At 69.5% G+C, this 20889-nt stretch carries 20 protein-coding genes and 1 tRNA gene; 8 read left to right on the plus strand and 13 right to left on the minus strand.

Going from position 1 to position 20889, the window contains the following annotated elements; all coding sequences use genetic code 11:
* Positions 1-63 precede the first annotated feature (63 nt).
* From OO70_RS25325 to OO70_RS25335, 3 genes are read right to left on the minus strand one after another with little or no spacing between them, the layout of a single operon-like run.
* On the minus strand, positions 64-816 hold the full coding sequence (locus OO70_RS25325) for a TrmH family RNA methyltransferase (protein ID WP_043675909.1): 753 nt from the start codon (positions 814-816) through the stop codon (positions 64-66).
* Positions 813-2036 (minus strand): HTTM domain-containing protein, encoded by a 1224-nt coding sequence (locus tag OO70_RS25330; RefSeq protein ID WP_043675912.1) that lies wholly within the window; start codon positions 2034-2036, stop codon positions 813-815. Before OO70_RS25330 ends, OO70_RS25325 begins: the two co-directional genes overlap by 4 nt.
* Positions 2033-2824, minus strand: coding sequence for a DUF5819 family protein (locus tag OO70_RS25335; RefSeq protein WP_043675915.1), 792 nt, complete (start codon positions 2822-2824; stop codon positions 2033-2035). The genes OO70_RS25330 and OO70_RS25335 overlap by 4 nt, the downstream gene beginning before the upstream one ends.
* A 303-nt stretch (positions 2825-3127) precedes the next feature.
* Here OO70_RS25335 and OO70_RS25340 point away from each other — a divergent pair, with 303 nt between their 5' ends.
* A complete protein-coding gene (locus tag OO70_RS25340) occupies positions 3128-4261 on the plus strand; it encodes an acyl-CoA dehydrogenase family protein (RefSeq protein ID WP_043676289.1) in 1134 nt (377 codons plus the stop codon).
* A gap of 28 nt (positions 4262-4289) precedes the next feature.
* Here OO70_RS25340 and OO70_RS25345 read toward each other — a convergent pair whose 3' ends face one another.
* The 4 genes from OO70_RS25345 to OO70_RS25360 form a co-directional block, all read right to left on the minus strand.
* Positions 4290-4619, minus strand: a complete 330-nt coding sequence (locus OO70_RS25345; protein ID WP_043675918.1) for a rhodanese-like domain-containing protein — start codon at positions 4617-4619, stop codon at positions 4290-4292.
* Positions 4620-4633: 14 nt separating this feature from the next.
* Positions 4634-5587 (minus strand): J domain-containing protein, encoded by a 954-nt coding sequence (locus OO70_RS25350; RefSeq protein WP_043675921.1) that lies wholly within the window; start codon positions 5585-5587, stop codon positions 4634-4636.
* Positions 5588-5915: 328 nt separating this feature from the next.
* Positions 5916-7325 carry a DUF2252 domain-containing protein gene (locus OO70_RS25355; protein WP_043675924.1) on the minus strand — a complete coding sequence of 470 codons (1410 nt, stop codon included), beginning with the start codon at positions 7323-7325 and terminating at the stop codon, positions 5916-5918.
* Positions 7326-7488: 163 nt separating this feature from the next.
* The gene (locus tag OO70_RS25360; protein WP_043675926.1) at positions 7489-7851 is read right to left on the minus strand and encodes a winged helix-turn-helix transcriptional regulator; all 363 of its coding nucleotides are present in this window, start codon (positions 7849-7851) and stop codon (positions 7489-7491) included.
* A gap of 149 nt (positions 7852-8000) precedes the next feature.
* Here OO70_RS25360 and OO70_RS25365 point away from each other — a divergent pair, with 149 nt between their 5' ends.
* Complete coding sequence (locus OO70_RS25365; RefSeq protein ID WP_043675929.1) at positions 8001-8654, plus strand: FMN-dependent NADH-azoreductase; 654 nt, start codon at positions 8001-8003, stop codon at positions 8652-8654.
* A 90-nt stretch (positions 8655-8744) separates the two neighbouring features.
* On the opposite strand, the gene OO70_RS25370 is transcribed toward OO70_RS25365, so the two are convergent.
* Positions 8745-8828 (minus strand) — tRNA-Leu (locus OO70_RS25370).
* A 446-nt stretch (positions 8829-9274) separates the two neighbouring features.
* Here OO70_RS25370 and OO70_RS25375 point away from each other — a divergent pair.
* From OO70_RS25375 to pknB, 6 genes are all read left to right on the plus strand, one after another.
* The gene (locus OO70_RS25375) at positions 9275-10123 is read left to right on the plus strand and encodes an FhaA domain-containing protein (protein WP_043675932.1); all 849 of its coding nucleotides are present in this window, start codon (positions 9275-9277) and stop codon (positions 10121-10123) included.
* 10 nt (positions 10124-10133) lie between these two features.
* Entirely contained in the window at positions 10134-10655 is a 522-nt protein-coding gene (locus tag OO70_RS25380) for an FHA domain-containing protein FhaB/FipA (RefSeq protein ID WP_043675935.1), read from the plus strand.
* A 99-nt stretch (positions 10656-10754) separates the two neighbouring features.
* Complete coding sequence (locus OO70_RS25385; RefSeq protein ID WP_199827402.1) at positions 10755-12317, plus strand: Stp1/IreP family PP2C-type Ser/Thr phosphatase; 1563 nt, start codon at positions 10755-10757, stop codon at positions 12315-12317.
* 30 nt (positions 12318-12347) lie between these two features.
* Entirely contained in the window at positions 12348-13772 is a 1425-nt protein-coding gene (locus OO70_RS25390) for an FtsW/RodA/SpoVE family cell cycle protein (RefSeq protein ID WP_043675941.1), read from the plus strand.
* The gene (locus OO70_RS25395; protein WP_043675945.1) at positions 13769-15247 is read left to right on the plus strand and encodes a peptidoglycan D,D-transpeptidase FtsI family protein; all 1479 of its coding nucleotides are present in this window, start codon (positions 13769-13771) and stop codon (positions 15245-15247) included. The genes OO70_RS25390 and OO70_RS25395 overlap by 4 nt, the downstream gene beginning before the upstream one ends.
* A gap of 170 nt (positions 15248-15417) precedes the next feature.
* A complete protein-coding gene (gene pknB / locus OO70_RS25400) occupies positions 15418-17415 on the plus strand; it encodes a Stk1 family PASTA domain-containing Ser/Thr kinase (RefSeq protein WP_043675948.1) in 1998 nt (665 codons plus the stop codon).
* Positions 17416-17595: 180 nt separating this feature from the next.
* On the opposite strand, the gene OO70_RS25405 is transcribed toward pknB, so the two are convergent.
* The 5 genes from OO70_RS25405 to OO70_RS25425 all read right to left on the minus strand — a co-directional run bounded on the left by OO70_RS25405 (position 17596) and on the right by OO70_RS25425 (position 20878).
* A complete protein-coding gene (locus tag OO70_RS25405) occupies positions 17596-17904 on the minus strand; it encodes a hypothetical protein (RefSeq protein ID WP_043675951.1) in 309 nt (102 codons plus the stop codon).
* 303 nt (positions 17905-18207) lie between these two features.
* The gene (locus OO70_RS25410; protein WP_199827396.1) at positions 18208-18969 is read right to left on the minus strand and encodes a class E sortase; all 762 of its coding nucleotides are present in this window, start codon (positions 18967-18969) and stop codon (positions 18208-18210) included.
* 6 nt (positions 18970-18975) lie between these two features.
* A complete protein-coding gene (locus OO70_RS25415) occupies positions 18976-20049 on the minus strand; it encodes a class E sortase (RefSeq protein WP_043675954.1) in 1074 nt (357 codons plus the stop codon).
* Positions 20046-20684, minus strand: coding sequence for an aminodeoxychorismate/anthranilate synthase component II (locus tag OO70_RS25420; RefSeq protein WP_043675957.1), 639 nt, complete (start codon positions 20682-20684; stop codon positions 20046-20048). The genes OO70_RS25415 and OO70_RS25420 overlap by 4 nt, the downstream gene beginning before the upstream one ends.
* Positions 20681-20878 carry a hypothetical protein gene (locus OO70_RS25425; RefSeq protein WP_199827405.1) on the minus strand — a complete coding sequence of 66 codons (198 nt, stop codon included), beginning with the start codon at positions 20876-20878 and terminating at the stop codon, positions 20681-20683. Before OO70_RS25425 ends, OO70_RS25420 begins: the two co-directional genes overlap by 4 nt.
* Positions 20879-20889: the final 11 nt, after the last annotated feature.

Consider the following 20889-nt stretch of genomic DNA (forward strand, 5'->3'; position numbering starts at 1 on the left):
GGTGGTTTCGGTGGCTGCGCGAGTGGCGGTTCGTTGTGGCTGATCGCGCAGTTCCCCGCGCCCCTAAAGGGGCGCTGCAGTGGACGTGCTCCAGTGGTACAGGGTCATCGCCACGCTCGTCGCCAGGTTGTAGCTGGAGACCTGGGGGCGCATCGGCAGGGACACCAAGTGGTCCGTACGGGTGCGTAGTTCGGGCGACAGGCCGCTGCGCTCCGAACCGAAGGCCAGGACGGCGTCGTCCGGGAGCTTCAGGGCCCGGATGTCATCGCCCTCCGGGTCGAGGGCGAACACCGGGCCGGGCGGCAGTTCGTCGACCGTCAGGCGCTCCACCGCGGTCGCGTAGTGCAAGCCCGCCCCCGCGCGCACGACCGTCGGGTGCCAGGGGTCGAGTGTTCCGGTGGTGACCACGCCGGTCGCCCCGAAACCGGCGGCGAGGCGGATCACGGCGCCCGCGTTGCCCAGGTTGCGCGGGTTGTCGAGGACCACGACGGGTGTGGTGCGGGGCGTGTGCGCGAGCTTCTGGAGGTTGGCCTCGCGCGCGGGGCGTACCGCCAGGGCGGCCACCCCTGTCGGGTGGGGGCGCGGCACGAAGGAGCGGTACGTGTCCTCCGGGACCTCCGTCAGCAGCGCGTCCAGGGTGTCCCGTACGTCGGGGGCGAGGTCGGCTGCGAGGGCGAGGGCCGCCCCCCGGTCCGTGGTGACCGCGACCGGGACCTCGGCCCCGAAGCGCAGCGCGTGCTTGAGGGCGTGGAAGCCGTCGAGCAGCACGGAGGTGTCGGCGAGCCGGTGCCAGACGGCTGCGGCGGGGTCGGTCATGCCGTGAAGCCTACGTGGCTGGGCTCGGGGTTCTCCGGGGCGCGTGGCTCCCCCGGGTCCCCCTCCGGCACCGTACGGCCACCCCGCGCGAACAACCGTCCACACGCGCGTGCCACCCATCCGCCCAGCCTCCGCAGGAACGACGTCGGCAGGAAGACGGAGTCCGTCGCGATCATCGCCAGGGAGAAGAACGGCAGCCCCAGGAGGACCGCGATCACGGCGTGCTCGGTCATCATCGCGGCCAGCAGGACGTTCTTGACGCGCCGGTTGAAGAGCGTGAACGGGAAGGCGACCTGCACGATCACGGTCCCGTAGGTGACGAGCATCACCATCGTGCCGTTGCCGGCCAGCAGGTCGGCGAGGGCGGGCCAGGGTGAGAAGTAGTCGAGGTGGAGCGGGTAGTAGACGGCGGTGCCGTCCTGCCAGCGGGAACCCTGGATCTTGTACCAGCCGGCCGTCGCGTAGATCAGACAGGCCTCGCTCGCGATCACGAACAGGGCGCCGTTGTGGATCACGTTCGCGACGACGTCGAGCAGTACCCGGGGCTCGTACGACTTCGCGTACCGCCCGATGACCCACCACAGGGCCTGCGCCAGCCAGACGCCCCACAGGAGCGCGGGCACAAACCAGTCGCTGTCGAACCGGCCGGCCGCGGTCACCGCGACCAGCACCGCACCGAGGACGACCCACAGGACGGGCCCGACCCGGTCGGGAATCCGCTCCCCGCGCGCGCGTGCCTCCCGTGTGCGCGCGGCCCGGCGTGCGTCGAGGGACCAGACCCGGCCGCAGCGGGTAAACACCAGGTACAGGGACATCAGGTGCAGGACGTTGTCGCCGCCGTCGCCCATGAAGACGCTGCGGTTCTGCAGCGAGAGGACACCGACCATGAACAGCACCGACATGGTGCGGGTGCGCCAGCCCAGCAGGAGCAGGACGCTCGCCAGCACGGCCAGCGCGTACACCGTCTCGAACCAGAACTGCCCGTCCGACCACATCAGGGCGGTGAACGCGCCGTTGTCCGCGATCAGTTGGCGCGCGAGGTCCCAGCTCCACGGTCCGTCGGGGCCGTAGAGCTCCTGGCGGTGGGGCAGTTCGCGGAGCAGGAACAGCAGCCAGGTGCCGGCGAAGCCGATGCGGATCACGGCGCTCTGGTAGGGGCCGAGGGCCGACTCGGTGACACGGGCTATGCCGCGCGACACCGACAGGGCGAAACCGTTCACCGGACGCCTCCCGCGGCCTCGTCCGCCGGGACCGGCCACCAGGGCAGCAGGCGGTACTCGGGGGTGGTCGACACCTGCTCGTCACTCCACTCGGGCGGGGGCACGTTGGTGGTGCGGGAGCGGACCTGGACGCGCTGGACCGCGCCGCCGGGCCCGGCCGCGTCGTCCCGGCCCAGGCGCAGCACGACGATGCGCCGCAGATACGTCTCCGCGAGCGTGCCGCGCAGGCCCACGGGGCGGTTCTCGGCGTCGTGCGTGGCGGTGAGGAAGTCCCAGGCCCGGCGCAGTTCGTTCTGCTCGGTGTGGCTCGGCAGGAGATTGCCGTCGATGGCCGCGCCGTCCTCGGCCGACAGGTCGTACCAGCCGGTCGTACGGGTCGTGCCGTCCGCGGTACGGACATCGGCGCGCACCTGGACCTCGATGTTCTGCTGCAAGGGGTTCGGCGCGAACAGCTTCCAGTTCTGCTCGAACTCCGGGTAGATCCACTCGTCGATCGCCTTGCCGTGCTGCTTCGTCACCGTGTTCGACGGCGCGACGTGCAGGAACACCATCCCGAGATGGACGAGCGCGGCGACCGCGACGACCGCGACCGCCAGCGCGGCACCGACCTGGTAGCGCAGGGACAGCGCGGCGACTCCGAGACGGGCGTCGGGGTGTGCGGGGGCGTCCGCGGGGTCGTACGACGGCTGCGGAGGCGCCTGCGGCTCGGGCGGAGGGGGGTGCGGTGGCTGCTGGGCGGGCACGTGCGGCCCCTCGGGGGCGTTCGAGCGTCCGTCGTTCGCGTCCATTCCGCCCTGTCTCCGATTCCCGTCCGACTTCCGGCCGCCCGCATCGCACGGAACGGTACTCAGGCGCGGGCCCCGAGCACAGTCCCGTGGCTCACAGCCACGCATGGTGTCCACAACGACTGTCCGCAGGTTATCCACAGCCGTTGACGTCCCGCCTCGGTGCAGATCACCATGAAACGGAATGAACCCAACGATCAACAGACAGGGAGCGACCGATCGACCGTTCCCTTCTTCTAGAACCTGTTCTATCTTGACGCCCCGTCAGATCTCTGCCGGATCAGGTCGTGCGAGAGGGAAGTGACCGTGGACTTCACCTTCAGCGAGGAGCAGCAGGCGGCGGCCGAGGCGGCGGCGGGGGTGTTCGCCGATGTCGCGCCGGACGGCGTGCCCAGCCCGGCGGACACCACGGGCGCCGTCGCCGACGACTTCGACCGGGCCCTGTGGACCAGGCTCGCCGAGGCGGACCTGCTGAGCCTGCTGCTCGACGAGGAGTACGGCGGCGCGGGCCTGGACGCCATAGCCCTGTGCCTGGTGCTGCGGGAGTCCGCGAAGGTGCTGGCCAGGGTCCCGCTCCTGGAGAGCAGCGCGGCCGCGGCGACCGTACAGGCCTACGGCAGTAAGGAGTTGAGGTCCGCTCTGCTCACCCGGGCCGGCCGCGGCGACCTCGTGCTGACCGTCGCCGCGCACGGCCGCACCGGGCACGACCCGGCCGAACTCGCCGTGACGGCACGGCGGGACGGTGACCGGTGGGTGCTCGACGGAGTGCAGACGGCGGTGCCGTGGGCCTACAACGCGGACCTGGTCGTCGTACCGGCGCACACCGACGCCGACCGGACCGTCCTCGCGCTGGTCGCCCCGGACCGCGACGGCGTCGTACTCGCCGAGCAGCTCTCGACCACCGGTGAGCGGCTCGCCGAACTGCGTCTGGAATCCGTGCCGATCGCGGTGATCGACGTCATCGAGGCCGACGGCGCCTGGGAGTGGCTGCGCGACCTGCTGACCGCCGGCACCTGCGCGCTGTCCCTCGGACTCGGCACCGCCGTCCTGCGCATGACCAGCGAATACACCGGCAGGCGCGAGCAGTTCGGGTTCCCCGTCGCGACCTTCCAGGCCGTCGCCGTACAGGCCGCCGACCGCTACATCGACCTGCGCGCGATGGAGGCCACCCTGTGGCAGGCCGCGTGGCGGATCGCCTCGGGCGCACCCGGCGCGCTGCCCGCCGCCGCGGACCTGGCGGTGGCCAAGATCTGGGCGGCGGAGGGGGTACGACGGGTCGTGCAGACCGCGCAGCACCTGCACGGCGGGTTCGGCGCCGACACCGAATATCCCCTGCACCGGTACCACGCCTGGGCCAAGCACCTGGAGCTGTCGCTCGGCCCGGCGGCGGCACACGAGGAGGCGCTGGGGGACCTGCTGGCGGCCCACCCGTTGGGCTAGATCCCGCCAACCACAGCTACAGCTACAGCTACAGCACGAACCCCGGCTGGCCCTCGTCCGTGACGACGGGTCGGCCCGCGGCGGCCCACACCTGCATGCCGCCGTCGACGTTCACGGCGTCAATGCCCTGCTGGGCCAGGTACATCGTGACCTGCGCCGAACGCCCGCCGGAGCGACAGATCACGTGGACCCGGCCGTCCTGCGGCGCCGCCTCGGTCAACTCGCCGTACCGGGCCACGAATTCACTGATGGGGATGTGCAGCGCCCCCGTGGCATGACCCGCCTGCCACTCGTCGTCCTCGCGGACGTCCAGCAGGAAGTCGCCGTCCTTGAGGTCTCCGACCTCGACCGTGGGCACACCAGCTCCGAAACTCATGCCTCGACGCTACCCGACGGGCCTTCGGACGTGTCGGGCTCCTCGAGCAGGGCCGCCAGCTCGGCCTCCCGCTCGGCGACCTGGGCGAGCAACTGCTCGGCGATCTCGTCGAGGAGACGGTCGGGGTCGTCCGGGGCGATCCGGAGCATGGAGCCGATGGCGCCCTCCTCCAGCTCCCGGGCGACGAGGGTGAGGAGTTCCTTGCGCTGGGCGAGCCATTCGAGGCGGGCGTACAGCTCCTCGCTGGGGCTCGGACCACGCTCCGCCGGGGCCGGTCCCGCGGCCCACTCCTCGGCCAGCTCGCGCAGCAGGGGCGCGTCACCGCGGCTGTAGGCGGCGTTGACCCGGGTGATGAACTCCTCGCGCCGCTTGCGCTCGTCGTCGTCCTGCGCCAGGTCGGGGTGGGCCTTGCGGGCCAGCTCGCGGTAGAGCTTGCGGGCCTCCTCGCTGGGGCGCACCCGCTGCGGGGGCCGTACCGGCTGGTCCGTGAGCATCGCGGCGGCCTCCGGGAACAGTCCGTCGCCGTCCATCCAGCCGTGGAACAGCTCCTCGACCGCGGGCATCGGCATCACCCGGGCCCGGGCCTCGTCCGCCCTGCGGATGTCCTCGGGGTCACCGCTGCGCGCGGCGACGGCCTCGGCGATCCGGGCGTCCAGCTCGTCGAGCCGGGCGTACATCGGGCCGAGTTTCTGGTGGTGCAGCCGGGAGAAGTTCTCGACCTCGATGCGGAAGGTGTCCACCGCGATCTCGTACTCGATCAACGCCTGCTCGGCGGCCCGTACCGCCCGGTCCAGCCGCTCCTCGGGCCGGGGGGCGACGGGCTCGCCGCCGTCACCGACAGCACCACCGTCCACCTCGGCTCCGGCGGACGGCACCTCGGCACCCGCCTGCTCCGGCGCCGGTTCACTGGCGGGCGCGGACTGGGACTGCTCAGCTTCCGGGGTCGTCACCCGACCAGCGTAGGCCACGGCCCGACCGGCGACGGGGCATCACCGGTACCGGGGCCTTCCGGAACACGGGTGACCTCACGACCGGGGCGGTTCTCCCCCCGGCAGAGGGCCGCACCCGACGTTGGCGTGCGCGAAGGACACCAACTCACCGCACCCCTCTGAGTCCGGCTCACCGCACCCCACGGACACCGGCTCACCGCGCCCCTCGGACACCGCCGGAACGATCCCACCCGGCGTCCGTCAGCAGCCCCTCACCGGAGGCCCCGGTCGGGGGGCCCGGAAAAGCCCCCGGAAGCCCGGAAGGCCCCGGAGAAACACCTCCGGCCGCCTACACCCCCATCTCCGCCGCGATCCGCCCCGCCCGCACCGCCCCCACCAACTCCGCGTGGTCCGCCTCGGTCCGGTCGGCGTAGGCGACGGCGAACGTCGCTATCGCCTCGTCCAGTTCGCCCTTCTTGCCGCAGTACCCGGCGACCAGGCGCGGGTCGGCGCTGTGGGCGTGGGCGCGGGCCAGGAGGGCGCCGGTCATCCGGCCGTAGTCGTCGATCTGGTCGGCGGCGAGGGCGGCCGGGTCGACGCTGCCCTTGCGGTTGCGGAACTGCCGTACCTGGAACGGCAGTCCGTCGACCGTCGTCCAGCCCAGCAGGATGTCGCTGACGACCTGCATCCGCTTCTGCCCGAGCACCACCCGGCGCCCCTCGTGCGCGACGGGCGGCGCGTCGAACCCGGCACTCAGCAGATGCGGCACCAGCGCCGAGGGGCGGGTCTCCTTCACCTGGAGGACGAGCGGTTCGCCGCGATGGTCCAGGAGCAGCACGACGTACGACCGCGTGCCCACGCTGCCCGTGCCGACGACGCGGAAGGCGACGTCGTGCACCGTGTGCCGGGCGAGCAGCGGGAGGCGGTCCTCGGAGAGCGTGTCCAGATACTCCTCCAGGGACGCCGCCACCGCCGCGGCCTCCTCGTCCGGGATCCGGCGCAGCACCGGCGAGGCGTCGACGAAGCGGCGCCCCCCGTCCTCCGCGAGCTCGGTCGACCTGGCCGCGAACCGCCCGCTCGTGTTGCCCCGTGCCTTCTCGGAGACCCGCTCCAGCGTGCCGAGCAGGTCACGGGCGTCGGCGTGGGAGACCAACTCCTCGTCCGCGATGGCGTTCCACGCGTCCAGCACCGGGAGCTTCGCCAGCAGTCGCATGGTGCGGCGGTAGGAACCCACCGCGCCGTGCGCCGCCGTACGGCAGGTGTCCTCGTCGGCGCCGGCCTCCCGGCCCGCGAGGACCAGCGAGGCGGCGAGCCGCTTGAGGTCCCACTCCCAGGGGCCGTGCACGGTCTCGTCGAAGTCGTTCAGGTCGATGACCAGACCGCCGCGGGCGTCGCCGTACAGGCCGAAGTTGGCCGCGTGGGCGTCGCCGCAGATCTGGGCGCCGATCCGGGTCATGGGGGTGCGGGCGAGGTCGTAGGCCATGAGGCCCGCCGAACCGCGCAGGAACGCGAAGGGGGTGGCCGCCATCCTGCCCACCCGTATCGGGGTGAGCCCGGGGATGCGGCCGCGGCCGGACTCCTCGACCGCGGTCACCGCGTCGGGGCGGGAGCCGTCCAGGTCGAATTCGGCGTGCGCGCTGCGCGGGACGCTCTCCCGCAGCGCCTTCCCCTCTTCCTTGGGCGACCCCTCCACGGGCCACGTGGCGAAGCCCCGCACCCCGGGCAGCCTGCGCCCCACACCGATACCGGCCTCGGTCATACCGACCGCCTCCCCCGTGCACCCATCGCGCTCACGTGCGCTCGCTCGAACATCAACTCGCGACGACCGTACAGCCGGTGGCGAAAACGCGTCAGGCCCTGTGGACAACTCCGCAGCTGTGGAAAACCGATGGCGATCGAAGCCGTAGCCCGCCGCCCTCGGGCTAACACCCGCCCGACTGCCACCCCTCGCGCAGATGCACCTTGGCCCACTCGCCGAGTTCCCGCAGCGCCGGGTCCAGGGCCTTGCCCGCGTCCGTCAGCCGGTACGAGACCCGCAGCGGGGGCCCCTCGTCGACCTCGCGGACGAGCAGCCCGGCGGCGCCGAGTTCCGTGAGCCGGTCGGAGAGCATGCGCTCGCTGATGCCCGGGATCGCCCGGCGCAGGTCGGAGAAGTGCATGGGCTGTCCCATCAGGACGGCCACGATCGGCCCGGTCCAGCGCTTTCCGAACAGCTGGAAGACACGGGTGATGCCCTTGTCGACCTGCTTGCACGTCTCCGCGCCGTGATCCTGCTCGACCGTCATGAGCTTCAGGGTACTGCCCCACCTCGTAGGGATGAAAAAAAGTAAGTACCTGTGTTATTCATAGTCGAGTACGAAAGTTCAGCTACTAATCCAGGCGCAGCGAACCTTTCCGCGCCCTGCTCGCGCTCGACCCCCTCTTGGAGACCCCCATGGCCACGCTTCTGCACATCGACTCCTCCGTGTTCCCCGCCGGCGCCTCCGCCTCCCGCGCCGTGGCCGACGCCTTCCTCACGTCCTGGGCGGAACAGCACCCGGAGGGCACGGTGATCCACCGCGACCTCTCCGCGAACCCCGTCCCGCACCTCACCGCCGACGCCCACACCGCCGGCTTCGCCGACCCGGCCGCGCACACCCCCGCGCAGGCGGCCGCGTTCGCCGAGCGCGTGCGGCTCATAGAGGAGTTGGAGCAGGCGGACGCGGTGCTGATCGGCGCCCCGATGTACAACTTCTCGATCCCGTCGACCCTGAAGGCCTGGCTGGACAACGTGATCCTCATGGGGCGCACCGCCGGCACCGAGGACTCGAAGATCAAGGGCACCCCGGTCACCGTGATCGCCAGCCGCGGCGGCGCCTACGGACCCGGCACCCCGCGCGAGGGCTTCGAGTACGTGCAGAACTATCTGCGCGCGGTCCTCGCCGAGGCCCTCGCCATGGACCTCGAGTTCATCGTCCCGGAGCTGACCCTGGCCCCGCAGAACCCGGCGATGTCCGACCTGATCCCGCTCTACGAGGCGTCCCGCGAGCGCGCGCTCGGCGACGCGGCGACCAAGGCCAAGGAACTGGCGGAGCGCCTCGCGGCCTGAGGCAGGCCCAGACCTGTGATTGTCCTCACCTGAGGTGAGCACCACACACGAAGAAGCCCCCCAGGTCCGAGACCTGGGGGGCTTCTGTTGTGCGCGAGGGGGGAGTTGAACCCCCACGCCCTTTCGGGCACTGGAACCTGAATCCAGCGCGTCTGCCTATTCCGCCACCCGCGCATTGGGTGTGTCCTCGGGCTGTTCCCCCTAGGGGGCTGGCGCCTTCCGACATGCAGAAGATTAGCACGGTGCCCGGGGTGGAATCACATCCCTTATCCGCACCCCGTGACCTGGCCCGGGGACCCCCAGGAGCCCCCTCCGAACACCCCGCACCCCCCGCTACGTATCAACGTGGGCCGGTTCACGTATCAACCTCGTACCGGTAACCGCCATCTCCCCAGGAGGCGGCGAAGCTCCACAGTCAGGTGCGGGACACTTGTCTGCGGCCCCCTCTACGATCCTGGGCAGAAGTAGTGCAGAAGGAGTTCGACCGGGCCGACAAGGGGGAACCAGCCGATTTACCGGCGCGTGGATACGATCAGTAAGCAGTACCAAGGCAGTCAGCACGACAGGCAGCACAGCAGTCGGCACGACAACCAGTGCGGCGACGACGGAGGAGGTGCCCCATGGGAGTCCTGAAGAAGTTCGAGCAACGCCTCGAAGGTCTGGTCAACGGCACCTTCGCCAAGGTGTTCAAGTCCGAGGTCCAGCCCGTCGAGATCGCCGGCGCGCTCCAGCGGGAGTGCGACAACAACGCGACGATCTGGAACCGCGACCGGACCGTCGTACCCAACGACTTCATCGTGGAGCTGAGCACGCCGGACTTCGAGCGGCTCAGCCCCTACTCCGGCCAGCTCGGCGACGAACTCGCGGGCATGGTCCGCGACTACGCCAAGCAGCAGCGCTACACGTTCATGGGGACCATCAAGGTCCACCTGGAGAAGGCGGACGACCTCGACACCGGTCTGTACCGGGTGCGCAGCCGTACGCTCGCCTCCTCCACCAACCAGCAGGCTCCCGGGACCCCCGCTCCGGCGGCACCCCCGGCAGCGGGCCGGCCCGGCGGCTACGGCTATCCGCCCGCCGCCGCCCCCGCGAGCGCCCCGCCGCCCATGCCGGCCGCACCGCCGCCCGGCGGCCGCGGCTCGGCGCCGTACCTCCAGCCCGCGCCCGCCGCTCCGGCGGCCGGGGTGCGGATGCGGTACTGGGTGGAGATCAACGGCGCCCGCCATCAGATCTCCCGCGCGACGTTGGTGATGGGCCGCAGCACCGAAGCCGACGTGCGGATCGACGACCCCGGCGTATCCCGCCGGCACTGTGAGATCCGGACCGGAACGCCCTCGACGATCCAGGATCTCGGGTCCACCAACGGCATCGTGGTGGACGGGCAGCACACCACCCGCGCTACGCTCCGCGACGGCTCGCGGATCGTCGTGGGCAGCACCACCATCATTTACCGGCAAGCCGAAGGGTGAAGCGGGGGCAATGTCAGAGCTGACCCTCACGGTCATGCGGCTGGGTTTCCTGGCCGTACTGTGGCTGTTCGTGATCGTGGCCGTGCAGGTCATCCGCAGCGACCTGTTCGGAACGCGTGTCACTCAGCGCGGCTCGCGACGGGACGCGGGACGGCCGCAGCAGCAGGCCGCCCGCCAGGCGGCACCTCCGCAGCAGCGCCAGCAGCAACCGAGCGGGGGCGGCCGGCAGCGCCGTAACGCCCCCACCAAACTGGTCGTCAGCGAGGGAATCCTCACCGGCACCACCGTCGCGCTCCAGGGCCAGACCATCACCCTGGGCCGGGCGCACGATTCGACGATCGTGCTGGACGACGACTACGCGTCCAGCCGCCATGCCAGGATCTACCCGGACCGCGACGGCCAGTGGATCGTCGAGGACCTCGGATCCACCAACGGCACGTACCTGGACCGGTCCCGGCTGACGACCCCCACACCGATTCCGCTGGGCGCGCCGATCCGCATCGGCAAGACCGTCATTGAGCTGCGGAAGTAGTAGAGACGTCATGAATCAGCGCGAGCGGAGCGAGCACGCAGCGGCGGACCGCCTGGCGGACCCCGGCGCGCTCCCGACCGGAGGGTGGGCACCGTGCGGATGTACCCGGAGCCGACGGGCGAGGTGCGCATGAGTCTGTCACTGCGCTTCGCCGCCGGATCGCACAAAGGCATGATCCGCGAGGGCAACGAGGACTCCGGCTACGCCGGTCCCCGCCTCCTCGCGATCGCCGACGGGATGGGCGGCCAGGCCGCCGGTGAGGTCGCCTCCTCCGAGGTGATCTCCACCATCGTCTCGCTCGACGACGACGTGCCGGGCTCCGACATCCTCACCTCGCTCGGCACCGCCGTGCAGCGGGCCAACGACCAGCTGAGGATGATGGTCGAGGAGGACCCCCAGCTGGAGGGCATGGGCACCACGCTCACCGCCCTGCTGTGGACCGGGCAGCGGCTCGGCCTCGTCCATGTCGGCGACTCCCGCGCCTACTTGCTGCGCGACGGCGTCCTCACCCAGATCACCCAGGACCACACCTGGGTGCAGCGGCTGGTCGACGAGGGCCGGATCACCGAGGAAGAGGCCACCACCCACCCGCAGCGCGCCCTCCTCATGCGCGCGCTCGGCAGCGGCGACCACGTCGAACCCGACCTGTCGATCCGTGAAGTCCGCGCCGGCGACCGGTACTTGATCTGCTCCGACGGGCTGTCCGGAGTCGTCTCCCATCAGACGATGGAGGACACCCTCGCCAGCTACCAGGGCCCCCAGGAGACCGTGCAGGAGCTGATCCAGCTCGCCCTGCGCGGCGGCGGCCCCGACAACATCACGGTGATCATCGCCGACGTCCTGGACCTCGACACCGGCGACACCCTCGCCGCGCAGCTGTCGGACACCCCGGTCATCGTCGGCGCGGTCGCCGAGAACCAGCTCCACCTGCACGACAACGGCATCATGCAGACCCCGGCAGGCCGCGCCTCCGGGCTCGGCCGCCAGGTGCCCGGACAGGGCGGCGGGGGCGGCGAGTTCGGCCCGCCCGGCTCCGGCGACACCACCGGCTACGTCCCCTCGGGCAGCTTCGGGGACTACACCGACGACGACTTCGTGAAGCCCTCCAAGGGCCGCAAGTGGCTGAAGAGATCCTTCTACACGGTGCTCACGCTCGCCGTCATCGGCGGCGGCCTCTACGGCGGCTGGCGCTGGACGCAGACGCAGTACTTCGTCGGCGCCAACGGCGAACACGTCGCGCTGTACCGCGGCATCAGCCAGGACCTCGCCTGGGTCTCGCTGTCGAAGGTGGAGAAGGACCACCCCGACATCGAACTCAAGTACCTGCCGCCGTACCAGCAGAAGCAGGTCAAGGCGACGATCGCCGAGGGCGGTCTCCAGGACGCCCAGAAGAAGATCGACGACCTGGCGGTGCAGGCCTCCGCGTGCAAGAAGGAGTCCGAGCGCGAGACCTCGAGCAAGACCGGCTCCACGGCGGGTCAGGGCCAGGCCGGCGGCACCACGGGAACCACCAGCACCTCGCTCACGTCCAAGGCCACGCCGAAGCCGTCTCCTTCAACCACGACTTCGACGTCCCCGTCCCCGACCAAGTCTGCGACTCCCAGCCCCGGTCCCAGCCTCTCGGAGGAAGAGCAGCAGGTCGTCTCGCAGTGCAGCAAGTAATAGGCAAGCCGTGAGAGGCCCCGTCACACGATGAGCAGTTCTACGAACACGCCGGCGCACCATACGTCCACGATCGGCTCCATCGGCGCACCGAGCAGACGCAACACCGAGTTGGCGCTCCTGCTGTTCGCGGTCGTCATCCCGGTCTTCGCCTACGCCAACGTGGGCCTGGCGATCGACGGCACGGTGCCGTCCGGTCTGCTGGGCTACGGCCTCGGACTCGGCCTGCTCGCCGGCGTCGGCCATCTCGTGGTCCGGAAGTTCGCCCGGTACGCGGATCCGCTGCTGCTGCCGCTCGCCACGCTGCTGAACGGGCTCGGACTGGTCGTCATCTGGCGGCTGGACCAGTCGCCGAGACTCCAGCAGCGCGCCAAGAGCCTGTTCGGCGCGTTCAGCCCGGACGCGCCGAAACAGCTGTTGTACTCGGCGCTCGGCATCGCGTTCTTCGCGGTGATCATCGTGTTCCTGAAGGACCACCGCATCCTCCAGCGCTACACCTACATCTCCATGGTCGTCTCACTGGTCCTGCTTGTCGCGCCGGTGTTCTTCCCCGCCGTCAACGGCGCCAAGATCTGGATCAGCATCGGCGGGTTCACCATCCAGCCCGGTGAGTTCGCGAAGATCATCATCGCGATCTTCTTCTCCGGCTACCTCATGGTGAAGAGAGACGCGCTCGCACTGGCCAGCCGTCGTTTCATGGGGCTGTACCTGCCCCGCGGCCGTGACCTCGGCCCCATCCTCACCGTGTGGGCGATGAGCCTGCTCATCCTGATCTTCGAGACCGACCTCGGGACCTCGATGCTGTTCTTCGGGATGTTCGTCGTCGTCCTGTACGTCGCCACCGAGCGCACCAGCTGGATCGTCTTCGGTCTGCTGATGTCCGGTGCCGGCGCGGTCGGCGTCGCCTCCTTCGAACCGCATGTCCAAGAGCGCGTCAACGCCTGGCTGAACCCCTTCTCCCCGAAGGTCATGGCGCAGAGCGACCAGATCGCGCAGTCCCTGATGTCGTTCGGCTCCGGCGGCACCCTCGGCACCGGCCTCGGCCAGGGCAATTCGGACCTCATCGGCTTCGCCGCCAACTCCGACTTCATCTTCGCCACCTTCGGCGAGGAACTCGGCCTGGCCGGTGTGATGGCGATCCTGCTGTTGTACGGCCTGATCGTCGAGCGGGGTGTGCGCACCGCGCTCGCCGCCCGCGACCCGTTCGGCAAGCTCCTCGCGGTCGGCCTGTCCAGCGCTTTCGCCATCCAGGTGTTCGTCGTCGCAGGCGGTGTGATGGGCCTGATCCCGCTGAGCGGTATGACCATGCCGTTCGTGGCCTACGGCGGCTCTTCCGTCATCGCCAACTGGGCGCTGATCGGCATCCTGATCCGCATCAGCGACACCGCGCGCAGACCGGCACCCGCCCCCGCTGCCAACCCCGACGCCGAGATGACCCAGGTGGTCCGCCCGTGAACAAGCCCCTGCGCCGGATCGCGCTCTTCTGCGGACTTCTCGTCCTCTCCCTGCTCATCCGGGACAACTGGCTCCAGTACGTCAAAGCGGATTCGCTGAAGACGAACGCGCTCAACCGTCGTGTCTCCATCGAGCGCTATGCCCAGCCCCGCGGAAACATCATCGTCGACGGCAAGTCGGTGACCGGCTCCAAGGACACCTCCAGCAGCGACTTCAAGTACAAGCGCACCTACACCGACGGCCCCATGTGGGCCCCGGTCACGGGCTTCGCCTCGCAGGCCTTCGGCGCCAACCAGCTGGAGTCCCTCGAGGACGGCATCCTCACCGGCAACGACGACCGGCTCTTCTTCCGCAACACCCTCGACATGATCACCGGCAAGCAGAAGTCGGGCGGCAACGTCGTCACCACCCTCAACGAGGCCGCGCAGAAGGCCGCGTGGAGCGGTCTGGAGAAGCAGGGCGGCAAGGGCGCGGTCGTCGCCCTCGACCCGTCCACCGGCAAGATCCTGGCGCTGGCGTCCTACCCGTCGTACGACCCGTCGTCGTTCGCCGGGAACTCCACCTCCACGGACTCCAAGGCCTGGCAGAAGCTCCAGAAGAAGTACGACCCGGACGACCCGATGCTGAACCGGGCGCTGCGCGAGACCTACCCGCCGGGCTCCACCTTCAAGGTGGTCACCGCGTCCGCCGCCCTGGAGAACAACCTGTACTCGTCGGCCGACACGGCGACCGACTCGCCGCTGCCCTACATCATGAAGGGCACCACGACCGAGCTGAAGAACGAGGGCAACATCCCCTGCAAGAACGCGACCCTGCGGGAGGCGCTGCGGGTCTCCTGCAACAGCGTGTTCGGCAAGATCGGCGCCGACCTGGGCAACGCCAAGATGCTGGCCGAGGCGAAGAAGTTCGGCTTCGACGCCGAGCAGTTCACGCCGGTCCGCTCCAGCGCCTCGGTCTTCTCCGACAACATGAACTCGTCGCAGACCGCGCTCTCCTCGATCGGCCAGTACAACACCGCGGCGACCCCCCTGCAGATGGCCATGGTCGCCTCCGCGGTCGCCAACGACGGCAAGCTGATGAAGCCGTACATGGTCGACAAGCTCCAGTCGTCGAACCTCGACACCATCGCGCAGACCGAGCCGCAGGAGCTCAGCCAGCCGCTGTCGTCGAAGAACGCGCAGATCCTGCAGTCGATGATGGAGACGGTCGTCGAGAAGGGCACCGGCACGAAGGCGCAGATCAGCGGTGCCACCGTCGGCGGCAAGACCGGTACCGCCCAGCACGGCGTCGACAACAGTGAGAACCCGTACGCCTGGTTCCTCTCCTACGCCAAGCTCGCCGACGGCAGTTCGCCGGTGGCCGTGGCCGTGGTCATCGAGGACTCCAGCGCCAACCGTGACGACATCTCCGGCGGCGGCCTCGCGGCCCCCATCGCGAAGAGCGTGATGGAGGCGGTCATCGACAGCAAGAAGTGACCCCGATCACGTCCCCTTCACATCGGTGCACGTTGGGATACCGGTCCTGTATCGGGTGACGGGCTTGGCCAGGTCACACAGAGCCAGCCGGGTACGGTAGGCCCGGACGGCTAGCCTCCGACCGCACATCCGTGCGGGTCGGGACCGACGGAGAGGGCTGGTAGGGAACTATGGAAGAGCCGCGTCGCCTCGGCGGCCGGTACGAGCTGGGCCAGGTGCTCGGCCGTGGTGGCATGGCGGAGGTCTACCTCGCCCATGACACACGCCTCGGCCGCACGGTGGCGGTGAAGACGCTGCGCGTCGACCTTGCGCGCGACCCTTCCTTCCAGGCCCGGTTCCGCCGGGAGGCCCAGTCGGCCGCCTCGCTCAACCATCCCGCGATCGTCGCGGTCTACGACACGGGCGAGGACTACGTCGACGGGGTCTCGATCCCGTACATCGTCATGGAGTACGTCGACGGTTCGACCCTCCGTGAACTGCTCCACAGCGGCCGCAAGCTGCTGCCGGAGCGGTCCATGGAGATGACCATCGGCATCCTCCAGGCCCTGGAGTACTCGCACCGCAACGGCATCGTGCACCGCGACATCAAGCCGGCGAACGTCATGCTGACGCGCACCGGCCAGGTCAAGGTGATGGACTTCGGCATCGCCCGCGCGATGGGCGACTCCGGCATGACGATGACCCAGACGTCCGCGGTGATCGGCACCGCCCAGTACCTCTCCCCGGAGCAGGCGAAGGGCGAGCAGGTCGACGCCCGCTCGGACCTCTACTCGACGGGCTGCCTCCTCTACGAACTCCTGACCGTACGGCCGCCGTTCGTGGGCGACTCCCCGGTCGCGGTCGCGTACCAGCACGTACGGGAGGAGCCGCAGCCGCCGTCCGTCTTCGACCCCGAGATCACGCCCGAGATGGACGCGATCGTCCTGCGGGCCCTGGTCAAGGACCCCAACTACCGCTACCAGTCCGCCGACGAGATGCGCATGGACATCGAGGCCTGCCTCGACGGCCAGCCGGTCGCGGCGACGGCGGCGATGGGTTCGGTCGGCTACGGCGGCTACGGCGACGACCAGCCGACGACGGCCCTGCGCTCCGATGCGGGCGCCGGCGCCACGACGATGCTGCCCCCCATGAACCCGGACGACGGCGGCTTCGGCTACGACGACCGCCCCGACCGGCGCCGCCAGCAGAAGAAGAAGTCGAACACCTCGACGATCCTGCTGGTCGTGGCGGCGGTACTGGTGCTGGTGGGCGCGATCCTGATCGGCAAGTGGGCGTTCAGCGGGGACGGTGCGGCCAACGACACCGTCAGCACGCCGAACTTCGTCGGACAGACCCAGGACGCCTCCAAGACCATGGCGGACAACATCGGCCTGAAGCTGTCGTTCACGTCGAAGACCTGTGAGAACCAGACCAAGGGCAAGATCTGCTCGCAGGACCCGGCCCCCACCACCTCGGTCAAGAAGGACTCGACGGTAAACCTCGTCGTCTCGACCGGCGCCCCGAAGGTCGTCGTACCGAGTGTCGTGGGCCAGAACGTCGACGACGCCACGTCGACGCTGGAGGGCGACAAGTACCAGTTCAAGGTGGAGACGCAGGAGAAAGTCTCCGGGGAGGACCCAGGTACCGTCCTGGAGCAGAACCCGAAACTGGGCGCCCAGGTGGAGAAGGGCACCGTCATCACCCTGACCGTCGCCAAGGCCCAGGCGAAGTCCACGGTCCCGGACGTCAGCGGCAAGACCTGTGACGAGGCCAAGGCGCAGATGACCGCCAACAACCTCGTCGGCAACTGCACCGAGGTCGACACCGACGACTCCAACCTCGTCGGCAAGGTCGTCTCGACCGACCCGCAGGCCAACACCCAGGTCGACAAGAACTCCACGGTCAACATCCAGATCGGCAAGTCGACGCAGGTCCAGGTCCCGAACGTCGTCGCCCAGACGGTGAAGAACGCCAAGCAGATCCTGCAGCAGAACGGCTTCACCGACATCCAGTTCGCCGACGGCAGCGATCAGGGCGACAACGCGATCGTGACCGGGATCGACCCGGGCGCGGGGAACACGGTCGACCCGAGCAACACGACGATCACCCTCACCACCGTGAGCACCGGCAACAACAACGGCGGGAACAACAACGGAGGCACCGGCTTCTTCGGCGGCAACTCCGGATAAGCGGCAATGGACACACGACAAGTCCCGGTGCCCTGAGAGGGCACCGGGACTTGTCGTTGGAGCCGGTTCGGGGCTGTCCGTTGGTGTCGTCACCAGTGAGGACGTCCCACTCCGCGGAGTTCAGCCCGCACAGGGCGCGGTCAAGGGCCGCAGACAAGCGCGGCCCCGCCCGGCCTCCGACTAGATGGTGTGGGCCCTGGACCAGTCGGTGCAGGAGTTGAGCTTGGTGTCGCCCTCGAAGCGCGCCACCTCGACCCCAGTGGTCCAGATGCCGTAGTCGCTGCCCGCGGTGGTGCTGAGCGTGAGGGTCTCACCCGCGCCCGAGGTGAGCGAGTGCCACTTCCACGTCGTGGTCGCGTTGCTCCCGACGCCCTTGGTCAGCAGTCGGACCCGTACGTGATGTCCGTCTGCGGACGTGTCGGTGACCGACAGCGCGATCTTGAATTCGCCGTACATCCACTGGTCGCCCGAGGGGTAGTCAGCCCCCATGCTGCCTCGCGCCCCTGTCGTCGAGCAGCTGGCAGTCTCCGTCGCCGCAGAAGCCTGACCGGTGAACGCGACCGTGACCACGGCCGCCGCGGCAAAGGCGGTGACTACGCGTGCGCGATTTCTCATACTGTTTACGCCCCCTTGGTTGTCGGTGACCCCAGGCCCAACCTGGCCGGAGCCCCCCTGTTGATCAACGCAATGATCAACCATAGGCTTGACCAAGTAAAGGTAATTAATCACACAGGTGATCGATTTTGGGCCAGTCACCGCCGGCCAGGAGCGTGCGGCTCGAGATCCCGCCGGTCAGCCCTCGCCCAGTTCCTTCGGCGGCGTCCGCGCACCATCCACCTTGTCCACCCGCACCAGCTCGCCCCACACCACATACCGGTACCGGGACGTGTACACCGGCGTGCAGGTCGTCAGCGTGATGTAGTGGCCGGCCTTCTTCTTGCCGGACTCCGTGGGGATCTGGGCGAGGGTCTTGACGTTGTACTTCGAGGTCTCGGGAAGGATGTCGTAGACCTTGTAGACGTACCACTTGTCCTTCGTCTCGAAGACGATCGGGTCGCCCTTCTTGAGCTTGTCGATGTTGTGGAACTTGGCGCCGTGGCCGTCGCGGTGGGCGGCGAGGGTGAAGTTGCCGGTCTTGCCGGTGGTGGGGAGGGCGGCCTTGATCGGGTCGGTGTAGTAGCCGGCGACGCCGTCGTTCAGGACGCTCGTCTCGGTGCCCTTCTCGACCAGTACCTCGCCGTTCTTCATGGCGGGCACGTGCAGGAAGCCGATGCCGTCCTTGGTGTCGAGGGCGCCGGGGCCGGTGTCCTTGTCCTTGGACCAGTTGTTGCGGACCTTGTCGCCCTGCTTGTCGGCCGTGCGGTCGGCGACGACGTTGGTCCACCACAGGGAGTAGACGACGAACAGGCCGAGGATCAGGCCCGCCGTGATGAGGAGTTCACCGAAGACGCTGACCGCCGTCGCGACCGGGCCCGTGCCGCGAGGGCGGTCCGGCGGGGAGGCGGGCGTGTCGGTCTGCTCGTCGGTGTCGTCGGTGGTCGCTGCCACGTTCATCTGCCCCTACTCGATGAGCGCATCCGGCTTGCCCTTGCTGCGCGGCCGTTCCTCGACCATCTTGCCCCAGACGATCAGCCGGTACTTGCTGGTGAACTCCGGCGTACAGGTCGTCAGCGTGATGTAGCGGCCGGGCTTGGTGAAACCCGAGCCCTTGGGGATGGGGTCGATGACGCTGGTGTTGCTCGGCGCCGTCACGGGCAGCGTCTTCGTCATCTTGTAGACGTAGTACGTGGTCTGGGTCTCTACGACGACCTCGTCGCCGGGCTTGAGCTGGTTGATGTACCGGAACGGTTCGCCGTGGGTGTTGCGGTGCGCGGCGAGCGCGAAGTTGCCGGTCTTCGCGTCCGGCATCGCGGTCTTCAGGGAACCCTCGCTGTAGTGCCCGACCATGCCCTTGTCGAGCACCTTCTTGTTGCTGACGCCCTCGGCGATCGGCGCCACCACGTCCAGCTTGGGAATGTGCAGGATGGCGAAGCCCTGCCCCGGCGAGAACTCCCCGGGCGCGCGCTTCCCGCTCGCCCAGTCGTTCTGGAGCTGGCTCGCCTCACTGCCGGCCTGCGCGTGCGCCCGTACGTTCGTCCACCACAGCTGGTAGGTGACGAAGAGCAGCATCAGGACGCCGGTGGTGATGAACACCTCGCCGATCGCCCGGCTCGCGACGACCGCGGGACCCGGCTTGTTCGCCCGCGCCCGGCGCCGCGCCTCGACGCGCGAAACCGACGGGCCGGCGCCCGATTCCGGGGTCTCTGCGGTCTCCTCGACCGCGGCAGTGCCCCCGTGACGCCCGTGACGGCCCTTGGCGGCCTTCCTGCGGGCCGCACGGCCGCCGGAGGGGGTTCCTGTGGCGGAGGAGGCGGATGAGGCGTCAGCGGCCGGTATGGACCGGCCGTGACCCCGCCGGACCGGCGGCGGCTCCGGTATCCGCAGCGCCATGGTCTCTTCGTCGATCGGACCGTACGGCACCCCGGACGCGCCCTGGGCCTGCGCGTCGTACCACTCCTCGAACCCGCCCGACTCCCCGTACGGCTGCTCCCCGTACGAGGCCTCGGACTCGCGCTCGGGGCGCAGCGCGGTCACGCCGTGGCCCTACCCACCACCGGGGCGAGCCCCGCCGACCTCGCCACGGCACCCTGGTCGCCGCACTCCACCAGCCAGTTGGCCAGCATCCGGTGCCCGTGCTCGGTGAGCACCGACTCCGGGTGGAACTGAACGCCCTCGACGGGCAGTTCGCGGTGGCGCAGGCCCATGATGATGCCGTCGTGCGTCCGGGCGGTGACTTCCAGCTCGGCCGGGACCGTCGCCGGCTCGGCCGCCAGGGAGTGGTAGCGGGTCGCCGTGAAGGGCGAGGGCAGTCCGGCGAAGACGCCCCGGCCCTCGTGCTCGACGAGCGAGGTCTTGCCGTGCAGCAGTTCGGGGGCGCGGTCCACGACGCCGCCGTAGGCCACCTGCATCGACTGCATGCCGAGGCAGACGCCGAAGACGGGTACCCCGGTCGAGGCGCAGTGCCGCACCATCTCGATGCAGACGCCTGCCTCCTCGGGGGTGCCGGGGCCGGGCGAGAGGAGGACGCCGTCGAAGCCGTCCTGGGCGTGTGCCGTCGACACCTCGTCGTTGCGCAGCACCTCGCACTCGGCGCCCAGCTGGTACAGGTACTGGACCAGGTTGAAGACGAAGCTGTCGTAGTTGTCGACGACGAGAATCCGTGCACTCACTGGTTGTCCACCGTCACATCGTTGAAGGGCAGCAGCGGTTCGGCCCACGGGAAGACGTACTGGAAGAGGATGTAGACCACGGCCAGGGCAAGGACGAGCGAAATCAGCGCCTTGACCCAGGCGTTGCCCGGCAGATGCCGCCAGATCCAGCCGTACATGCCGTCCCTTCCGTCGCGCCACGGCACCAGACTCACGCCGTACGCCA

Origin of the sequence: Streptomyces xylophagus (genome assembly GCF_000716435.1) — a bacterium.
Lineage (GTDB): Bacteria > Actinomycetota > Actinomycetes > Streptomycetales > Streptomycetaceae > Streptomyces > Streptomyces xylophagus.